The 9,997-nt window shown below is 36.7% G+C and carries 5 protein-coding genes; 4 read left to right on the top strand and 1 reads right to left on the bottom strand.

Annotation, left to right across the window (positions count from 1 at the left end):
* The first annotated feature begins 460 nt into the window (after positions 1–460).
* The 4 genes from FD31_RS13170 (at position 461) to FD31_RS13185 (ending at position 8,462) form a co-directional block, all read left to right on the top strand.
* Positions 461–2,401 carry an ABC transporter ATP-binding protein/permease gene (locus tag FD31_RS13170; protein WP_057893248.1) on the top strand — a complete coding sequence of 647 codons (1,941 nt, stop codon included), beginning with the start codon at positions 461–463 and terminating at the stop codon, positions 2,399–2,401.
* 347 nt (positions 2,402–2,748) lie between these two features.
* Positions 2,749–4,125, top strand: coding sequence for a zinc ribbon domain-containing protein (locus tag FD31_RS13175; protein ID WP_057893249.1), 1,377 nt, complete (start codon positions 2,749–2,751; stop codon positions 4,123–4,125).
* A gap of 129 nt (positions 4,126–4,254) precedes the next feature.
* On the top strand, positions 4,255–6,225 hold the full coding sequence (locus FD31_RS13180) for an Ig-like domain-containing protein (RefSeq protein ID WP_057893250.1): 1,971 nt from the start codon (positions 4,255–4,257) through the stop codon (positions 6,223–6,225).
* A gap of 440 nt (positions 6,226–6,665) precedes the next feature.
* Complete coding sequence (locus tag FD31_RS13185) at positions 6,666–8,462, top strand: hypothetical protein (protein ID WP_057893251.1); 1,797 nt, start codon at positions 6,666–6,668, stop codon at positions 8,460–8,462.
* A 438-nt stretch (positions 8,463–8,900) separates the two neighbouring features.
* Here the strand turns inward: FD31_RS13185 and FD31_RS13195 are convergent, their stop codons facing one another.
* Complete coding sequence (locus tag FD31_RS13195; RefSeq protein ID WP_057893253.1) at positions 8,901–9,644, bottom strand: glycerophosphodiester phosphodiesterase family protein; 744 nt, start codon at positions 9,642–9,644, stop codon at positions 8,901–8,903.
* Positions 9,645–9,997 lie beyond the last annotated feature (353 nt).

Raw genomic sequence — 9,997 nt, forward strand, 5'->3', positions numbered from 1 at the left:
CTAACTTTGGGGGTATAGGTCACCAATCAAAATTGATTGGTGTTTTTTTCCTGTCTTCAAACAAACTAATATTCAAATTATTAAACTAGCCGGAGGGTGCAAGCAACAAAGTCAGCAGTGATAGTGGTGTTGGTGCTTTAGCACCTACACCACAGGACGTGTTTTGAAATTCGAGTGATCTTCTCGCAGTTCAAAACCGAGCCTGGAGACCTTGGCTCCAGGCGGTCCCACAGCAGACTTTGTTGCTTGCACCCGGAGGCGCCACATGACTAAAGTCATATGAATCTTATGACCTATCTCAATAGTTTAAAAATAAAAATCATTATATACTTCTAACTGTTGAAAAATAAATAAACATATTTTTGCACAAGCAATAAATTTCTAAAAATATAGAAAAAAATTTACAATAAAATGTGTATCTTACCAGTTGTGCAAATATGGACAGAACAGGGGTAACTAAATGACCTTACTAGAGTTAAAAAATGTAAAAAAATCATTTATGTTAAATAAACAAGAATTTCCAGTCTTAAAGGGTATTGATCTCAAACTTGACCGCGGTGAGTTTGTCTCAATCCTTGGTGAATCCGGTGGTGGTAAAACTACCTTACTTAATACTATCGGTGGCCTAGATTCACAATTTCAAGGTGACATTTTTGTTAACGGAAAATCCTTGAAGAAGGGTTCAGATAAAGCCTTAGATGAGTATCGTAGCCACACCGTTGGTTTTGTCTTCCAAAGTTTCCACTTGATTAGTCATTTGACGATTTTGGAAAACGTGATGGTTCCACTCGAAATGTCATCATTGAGCAAATCACAACGAACAGACCGTGCAAAATCACTTCTTGCCAAAGTTGGTCTTTCAGAACATCTCGACAAGCATCCCAACCAATTATCAGGTGGTCAAAAACAACGTGTTGCTATTGCCCGTGCTTTAGCCAATGATCCTGAAATCATCATTGCTGATGAACCAACAGGTGCTTTGGATTCTGAAAATACTGAAGAAGTATTGAAGATTTTGGATGAAATTGCTAAAGAAGGCAAATTGGTTATTGCCGTTACTCACTCCCAAATCGTTGCTGATTACGGAACTCGAGTAGTTCACTTGCAAGATGGTAAAGTTGATTCCGATAAGAAATTACGTGACTCTTACCCAATTCCTAACGAAATATCAACCGAAAAGAAAATTACTCACTTAAGTTTTGGTGACACTTTCCGTTTAGCCTGGGAACATATGCGTTACACCAAAGGACGGAATATTTTAATCATCATTGGTGCCGCTATTGGTATCTTCTCCGTGATTTTTATGCTCGGCTTAGGTTCCGGTATTACTGGTTACATCAATGGCGAAATGACCAAACAAGTCAATCCTAATGCCATCCAAGTAACCAAAACAGTTTCACGTGATACAACTGATCCTAACAGTATCAACATGAGTAATTCCGATGTCAGTCGGTTCAAAAAAATCAAGAATGTTAAAAAAGTTGAAAAAGCTTATTTCGCACAATCACCAAAGATTAACTACGATAGTAAGAATGTTTCAGTCCAATTTTTCCAAACTTGGAACGCTACTGAAAAGCCGGACGATATCACTAAGGGTAAAAAACCAGGAAGTAATCAAATTATCCTTCTAAAATCTGACGCACAAAAATTAGATAAAAAGAATTACAAAGATATGGTCGGTAAAACCGTTAAGATGTACGTTACAAGTCTTGATAAGAACAACCAACCTACGCAAATTACAATGAACTTGAAAGTTTCTGGTATTATCAAATCTGGTTCATCTGCTGTAACATACAACACACTTGAATCAGCTGCTAAGGATGCAAACGTTGCTATCAAACCTAACTTTGCCACTTTGACAGTTAATAACACCTTGAACGTTAAAGGTGTCCAAGAAAAAATCAAGTCATATAAAGCAACAATTGATAAGAAAAAACAAAATAGATATACCATCACTGGTGTCGGTGCCATCATTGATTCATTGAACACTTACCTAAGATTAGCCTTTGATGTACTTGCTGCAATCGCTGGTATTTCCCTACTAGTTTCAGCAATCATGATTATCGTTGTACTTTACATCAGTGTTTCCGAACGTACTCAAGAAATCGGTATTCTCCGCGCTATCGGTGCTAGAAAGAAAGATATCAGAAATATGTTTATTTCCGAATCATTCTTAATCGGCCTCTTGTCAGGTGTCTTCGCTTCAATCATTGCTTGGCTAGTACAGTTGGGAACCAATTCCATTGCCCAGAGTGCTTTCAAAGCAACAATTGTCTCAATCTCTCCAGGTAACTTTATCTTTGGTATCGTTATCAGTATTATCATCAGTTTATTAGCTGCTTTAGCTCCATCAAGACGTGCTGCTAAACTAGATCCTCGTGATTCATTGACCGATGAATAATAATTAATTGCAAATAAGATTGTGGATTAAATATGATCTGCTTTTAAAAGCCAGAATAAATGAGACTAGATGAATTTATCTAGTCTTTTTTGTTTTGATTCAATCTTGATAATCCATTTTCCAAACCATAAGTTACATTATTAGCTACATTCAAAAACCAATTAACTAGCCTTTGGAAGCAAAAACTGCTTAAATAGAAAATCTTTTTAAGCAAAGTCTAAGGAAATTTTGTATAATTGAGTTTCGGATATACAACATGTGACATTTCTGTGAACTTTCACCGAATGTCTTCCTATAGAATAGGTTGTCTTGTATACTTGTTTTGTCAACATAATGGAGGAATGCGAATGTTTTGTCCAAATTGTGGCCATAAAGTAGACCCAGATCAAAAATTTTGTGATAACTGTGGTTGGGCCCTTAAAAATAAAAAAACTGAAGAATCACCTGAAACAAAAGATGATGACACGATTCGTTCATTGTCTGAAATTGAAAATGAGTTAAACGAGGAAGAGCCAACTCAAAAGGCCAAACCTGTTGAGCAACCTCATTTACAACAAGCTCCTGATCAAGAACGTGAATATGGATCATTCGACCATCCTAAAAAGGAACAACCTGCCCCAGCACCTAAGCAGACAGCAACTACCCCACGTCCTGATCCTGAACCTGCAATGAAAACTTACGAAGGTTCGAATCGCTCTTCTTTTAGTAAATCAAGTGCAACGGAACCTATCGATGATAAAACACAGGTATACAGCAAAAACGATTTCAATCCAATTTCTCAAAAGCCTTATAAAAAAGCTGAACCAGAGGAATCATTCAAACAAACTTTCAATGATCCTATTAAAGATCCAATCAAAAATCCTTTTGAACCCACTGAAAGTGAAAAACGTGCAGCTGAGGCTAAAAGAAAAGCTGAAGAAGTGGACCCCAACGATGGTTTCGTTCACAATATGATGAAATTTGCGAAAAATAATGCTTATGTCAGTATCTTTGCCGTAATTATCACCGCAATTTTATTAGTCGTTAAGAGAAACTACGGTTATATTGCTTTAGCTATCGTTATTATTTTATGGTTCTTACTTTCACAACTTCGTCACGGAAATGAGCTTGGTGCCAACAAAGCCTTGAAACATGAAACTTCTCTCAAAAAAGATTCAAATAACGGTTCTAGTTCAAAAACGCAAACATATAATGAACGTCCCGCTAAAACTAAAAAAGAAGCTCGTGACAGATATGAAACTGCAGCTGATCGTTTGAGACCAAATCAAAAGACAACTACGCAAAAAATAATTATCTTTTCATCAATCATTGGTTTCATCGCTTCTGTTGCCGGTCCTTTCCTTGATGGACTCTCACTATCAGGAACCATTGCCAATGCCGCTAACTACACTGCTAACAACTTAGGCGCTCAACCAACTTGGATTACTAATGGATTCTCTGCCATTCGTCTAATCTGTTTCCTTTCACCAGTCATCGCTTTGATTGCTGGCTGTTTCAGATCACGTGGTAGTATCCGTTTGGTAAGAATCTTTACTTTCCTACCTACAATCCTTTATGCGGCACTCTATGCAGCTTTAAATGCCGGTTTGGTAAACTCATCTGCCATTACTGGTCAAGTAGTTGTAAACGCTAGTCGTTCCTTTGGAATGAGTTTCTACGTTTTACTTGCAACTTCAGTTATTTCATTGATTATGGCTTATACTTTACGTCCTAAAATTAAATAATTTATGTAATAGACCTTTCGAGGTCTATTTTTTTACTCAAAATCCGATAAATAATTTTACAATAAATTAGATATATGTTTAAACACATTCCGATATAATTATATTGCTCAGTATATTGGAGGTGCTTTTATGAAACATCGCAAATATGCCAAAACAATTATCAAGATTTTTTGCTTACTAATCTTTCCCCTAATTCTACTTGCTTTGACGACTAAATCGACCGATCATCAACTCAAAGCTGACGAGGAGGATGTTGTCGTATCACCCAAATTCAAGCCGACCAAGGACCCGAAAAAGTTCATTGGAATTTGGTTAACTAGTGGTTACGACTTACAGCCACAAGAGAATTACTATACAACTGTCGGCGACCCCGTCACTATCAGGACCAATACCGGACGGTCAGTTTGGGCAGTTTTAACAGGTATCTTTGACGGTATCCATTTTCGGTGGTGGGAAACTCCCGACGGTAGCAATTGGTCAGAAGTTGACAAAAATAATAATGGTCAAAAAAAGAATTTCACTGTCACACCGACTGAAGTTGGAACCAATTGGTATCAATTAGATACACAATTTTACACGTATATCACTTGGTATTTAAAAACTCATCTATATTCTCAAGTAACAGCCGTTCATGCACTAGAAGAAGCTGTAGATGCAATCTCGCTTGACGTAACTGTCGACGATGATTATTTATACAACACCAGTGATCAACTATCGAATACAACCTATGCTCACGCCAAACCAACCCCTGTCAATGCAACCGGAAAAATCACTTGGTCAATTGACAATCCAGATTTAGCGACAATCGATGAAGATGGTCAAATCACTGCTAACAGTAATGGAAAATCAGGTATGGTGAAAGTTACCGCCACCATGACAAACACTGATACACCTGATATTCAAGGGACTACGGACGTTGAAATCGGCGGTGGTTTAGATGACCAGACAGTTAAATCTGGATCAAGTGCCACTTATACTCTCAAGGGTAATACTGGTGGCGATGGTGACGACGATGATGGCACGACAGGTACAATTACAGTTGATTGGTATAAGTACATGCCCGGTTCTAATAACAAAGTTCAAGTAGCTTCCGGTGACAGTACTACCTATGTTACTGACACAGTTAATATGGATGATGACGAATCATATTTTCAAGCAGTTGTTACTTTGAAATCTGGTAAAGTTACTAAAACCATCACTTCTAACAAAGCCAAACTAACTGTCATCCCTTCTGGTGAACCAGACATCGATATCAACAATACCATCACAAATAATACTTATACTGACGATAAAGATACCGATTTACTTTTAAACAAAGTTATTAATGGTGACAACATTTCTTATCACAACACACTAACTAATCAAAGTTTGGATGGAATACTCAAAAATAGTAACTACGTAATTCCACTACGAATGAATACACAAGTTAATCAAGTGAAATTAAATAATCAAATACTTACTGCAGACCAATACACAGTTATTCCTGATGCAAGCAATAATGCCGATGATCTCGTTATTAATTCAGGCAATATTAACATTAACGAAACCATAACAATTGACGTCGATACTACTGTCCAAAATGTTACTCAAAATAATACTTTTAAAGGCACACCATACATTTATGGAACCAATAATGATGGAAATATTTACCGTCGCGAAACATCTAACGAAGTTATCAACTACCTATCTAATCAAATAGAACCGACAATTCAAGATATTGATTATGGAACAATTACCACTTATTCCCAAAGTGTCCTCAAATATCGCCCAGACAAAGCAAATAATCCTAACAATATCATTGATATAAATGACAATCGTCGGGATAAAAGTGCTGTTCAACTTTACCTTTCGCAAGATGATAATTTTCTACATGAAAATGGTGAAACACCTTTACCAGTCAGCTTACGTTATTACAACAACGGCGCTCATCAAAATATTTTAAATAATAAAACATTGATTTCTTCTTCAGAGCTCGGTAATGAATTAGCCTCAATCAGTTGGCAACGACACGAAGGACTCTTATTATATGTCGATAGCTTGCCACTATTAGCAGGCAAATATAGTACGACTCTCAATTGGCATTTTGAAAATAGTCTTTGATATTTACGATTTGTGTAAATTCATTCATAGTTAAAAATAATTTTAATTACACAACTGAATAGCCACTGGCGGTGAATCGAATCCTCACACAGCCAATGGCTATTTTTCAGCTCTCAGTATGGAATATATTTTAAAATCCAATTAATTATAGTTTTACGCACAATATCGTTAATCATTTTATTAAAATATAAGTTTGATTTTTTGTCCTCTTTTCAATATCATGTTCTATATGCCTGAAATCGGTATAGACAAATATTTAAAGGAGTCCGCTCATCCAACCAATTTTTAAAGTTAAATTATCCCCAAAATTACTGCTATTATTTTTTATTATACTTGCATTTATCCTAACTTTTGTCAGTACCAACATACTAGCGGCTGACACTAATGATTATCCAGATGGATACTACGAACCTTCTCCCAATGCTACAAGAGTCGGTCCAATGTATACAACATCTGGTATTATCAACCAAGTTCAAGATAATTATTACGTCAACCCTGGCAAGTCAGTCGAAATTTCTGCTGACGGTCGGAGGTCTCTTTTGGATGTCCGTTATGGAAAAAATCGTGCGTTGAACTATGAGTGGCGCATGGCTTCAAATAGCGAAAAATGGCATACCATTGGCACTAATTCAAAACATTTATCATTTACACCGGAAAAAGACGAAACATACTGGATTCAATTAAAAATCAGCTATCCTTTTTGGGATTTTCTGGCATTACTGACTAATGGCCCACCCACAATTAAATACATCTATTCCCAAGTTGCCAAAGTAAACGTTATTCCTGATCCCATCAAAGCTAATCAACTTGAAATTGCCACAGATACTGACTACATTTACAATCGGCCTAATTTTTTCAACGGTCAGTCAATCTACGCCACTGCTCACACCAAGCCTCTCAATACGACTGAACAAGCCACGTGGTCACTAAGAGATAAGGACAGCGAACTAGCGCACATTGACAAAGATGGAAAAATCACCGCTAACGTTTTAGAGGACGGTATTCACAAATCAGGTGAGATCCAAGTTTCCGCCACCACTAACCATAACTTCTTCGATGCCGATTTTCTTCATGCAACTAAAACCATCCAAGTTGGTGGTGGGCTAATGGACGTTCACGCTACCGTCGGGAACGAGGCTATTTTTAAAATACAAGGATTTCGAGAAAATGAACTAACAAACGATAACAAAGGCGTCACTATCACCTGGCAACGAAAAGAACGCGATAGTGCTGAATACACCGATGTCACATCAGAAAACGCTTCGGATAATCCTCTAATTTACAAAATTCCAGATGCATCGCCTCAAGATGACGAGTCGTTCTATCGTGCCATTATTCAAACTAACGTAGATCGACGACCTTACAGATATGAAACTAATCCGGCTAAACTACTAATAGCTCCTGCCGATAAGGCCGATATTAATATTGAGGCCATTATTGATAATGATACTTTTACCAGTCATGAAGACACTTCATCGGATTTATATAATGTTGTTGCTCATGATGAAATTAAATACTATTTCAAAATAACCAATCTCGGAAAAAATCGCATTCAAAATTCCGAACTGAAATTTAACTTAATGGCTGGTACTAAAATCACAGATATTAATGCTAATTTAATTCCGGAAATTCAAGAACAAGGTGAGACTCAAGAAGTTACTATTCCAACCGGCTCTCTAATGTCTAAACAGTCAATTGAAGTTCAGTTTCGAGCTAAAACACCGACCATCAACAAACGTCACAAAATAACTGATCAACCAGTCTTCATTAGTCACTATTCATCTAAAGAACCATTTGTCGTTGAGGGTCCAGAATTAAACTTGAATTATTTAACTAATCGAGTGGAACTAACTCCGCAAGATATCATTTTCGAACCCATCCGACCTGGCGACAACGACTATCTGAAATATCGTCTACCTGACAGTGACATGCCAATTGCTGTGGACGATCAAAGGCGCAATAAATCCAGAGCTGTGGGACTATTTTTACAGCAGGATACACCATTAACTAATCAAGAGAATAAAATTTTACCAGCCAATTTATTTTTTCATCAAGAGAATCGACCTTTCGAAGATATCACAGAAAAGACTTTGATTGCGACATCCAAACAATTTGAACCATTGAAATCAGTCAAATGGAAACATGATAATGGTCTTTTATTGCACCTAAACTCGAATAACTTAGCCTCTGGCGATTATCAGGCAAACTTGAGTTGGTCGATTGATGATTCAATTTAAACGCTTATACGAACAGTATGTTTAGTATGAATTTATTGGCTAACGTCCCAAAATGTTTATACTTACGGGTAAGAAGAAAAGAAATAGAATCTAATTTTATTCCTCTTCTTCGAAGTCTCACTTTTGTGAGCAGCATCCACCAAAACTTCAACGATTTAAAAAGGTCGCCGTGGCGGTGGTTGTATGAATGGGATTAGTTTTAAAGATTAGATTTGAATCGAGATGAGGCAAAATCAGTAACAACTTAACTTTAGATTTTGCAAAATCGATCCATGTTAATTCATAAAAAATTTGTATTTGGAGTAAGCTTCTGCCCCTTTTAAAAACCAGTAAGCTGTTAATTTTCATAATGAATCCTCCGAAAAGACAACTAAGTCTAGACAAAAAGGCCTCGGGATAAAATTCAGACCGTGCTGAATCCCGAGGTTGTTTTTGTGTCTATTTTTCTAAGAAACTCATTCGATCGGCGATGTTAGTTATAATACCATCAACACCCCAATTTAATAATTGTTGAGCTCGATTAATATCATCAACCGTCCAAACGTTGATTTCATAACCGTAATCTTTCATTTGTTTAATTTTATTTTCAGTTAGACCAGCACTATCTGGGTGCACAATCTTGGCATGACAAGCTTGCATTACTAAATTCCAGTCATCACCCATTGTGGCACGACTGAACAAAACAGCATACTTCAAATCAGGTCTTAATTTATACATTTTTTCCAGCATGATGGGATTGAAACTTGAGATGATCAATTCAACATGTTCATCTAACCGTTCCAAAGCTTTTGCAAACTCTTCAACTAATCGATCGGCTAAATAATTAGCATCGTCCCCTACAACACCTTTTAGCTCGATATTAGCGTTTATTTTGTGGATATTAAGAAAATCAATCAATTGATCCAGTGTAGGAACCTTTTCGCCACGGAACTTTTCAGCGAACCAGTAACCGGCATCAGCACTTTCAACCGTCTCACTATCAACTGTTTCAATCGAACCAGATTGATTAGTTGTTCGATTCAATTTGTCATCGTGAATGACAAAAATCTTTTCATCTTTAGTGATACTTAGATCTGTTTCAATCCATTTCACTTCATGATTAACAACGACATTAAAAGCAGCCATTGTATTTTCTGGCGCTAATGTTGGTATTCCTCTATGAGCAATAATTTTTTTATTCATAGTAATCCTCCAATAAGTAGAGTATACAACAACCTACAAGGGTTAAAAAAACCGAGAATACATAATGTATCCTCGGTTTGAGTGGTTTCTTTGATTTTTTTATCGGTTTAAATAATTTTTTTGATTTTGGAGTTTTTGAATTGCGTATTTGATATATATGCAGTGGCTCTAAAACGAGTTCCGACAGGGCAACTCCTTCCGCTTTTCATATCTTTGCAAATCATCCGCCAAAATCGCGGATAATTCACAAAGATACGAAAATGCTCGGAAATTCCCGGGCCTGTTCCACTCTCTGATTATGCTTGGTATCTTGAAACACCGTCAAGATATGTTTCTGACAATGTCATATCATC

Origin of the sequence: Companilactobacillus nantensis DSM 16982, assembly GCF_001435815.1 — a bacterium.
In the GTDB taxonomy this organism is placed as follows: Bacteria; Bacillota; Bacilli; order Lactobacillales; family Lactobacillaceae; genus Companilactobacillus; species Companilactobacillus nantensis.

Coding starts and splice junctions, on each gene's coding strand:
- FD31_RS13170 (WP_057893248.1), top strand. CDS start 461: ATGACCTTACTAGAGTTAAAAAATGTAAAAAAATCATTTATGTTAAAT.
- FD31_RS13175 (WP_057893249.1), top strand. CDS start 2,749: ATGTTTTGTCCAAATTGTGGCCATAAAGTAGACCCAGATCAAAAATTT.
- FD31_RS13180 (WP_057893250.1), top strand. CDS start 4,255: ATGAAACATCGCAAATATGCCAAAACAATTATCAAGATTTTTTGCTTA.
- FD31_RS13185 (WP_057893251.1), top strand. CDS start 6,666: ATGTATACAACATCTGGTATTATCAACCAAGTTCAAGATAATTATTAC.
- FD31_RS13195 (WP_057893253.1), bottom strand. CDS start 9,644: ATGAATAAAAAAATTATTGCTCATAGAGGAATACCAACATTAGCGCCA.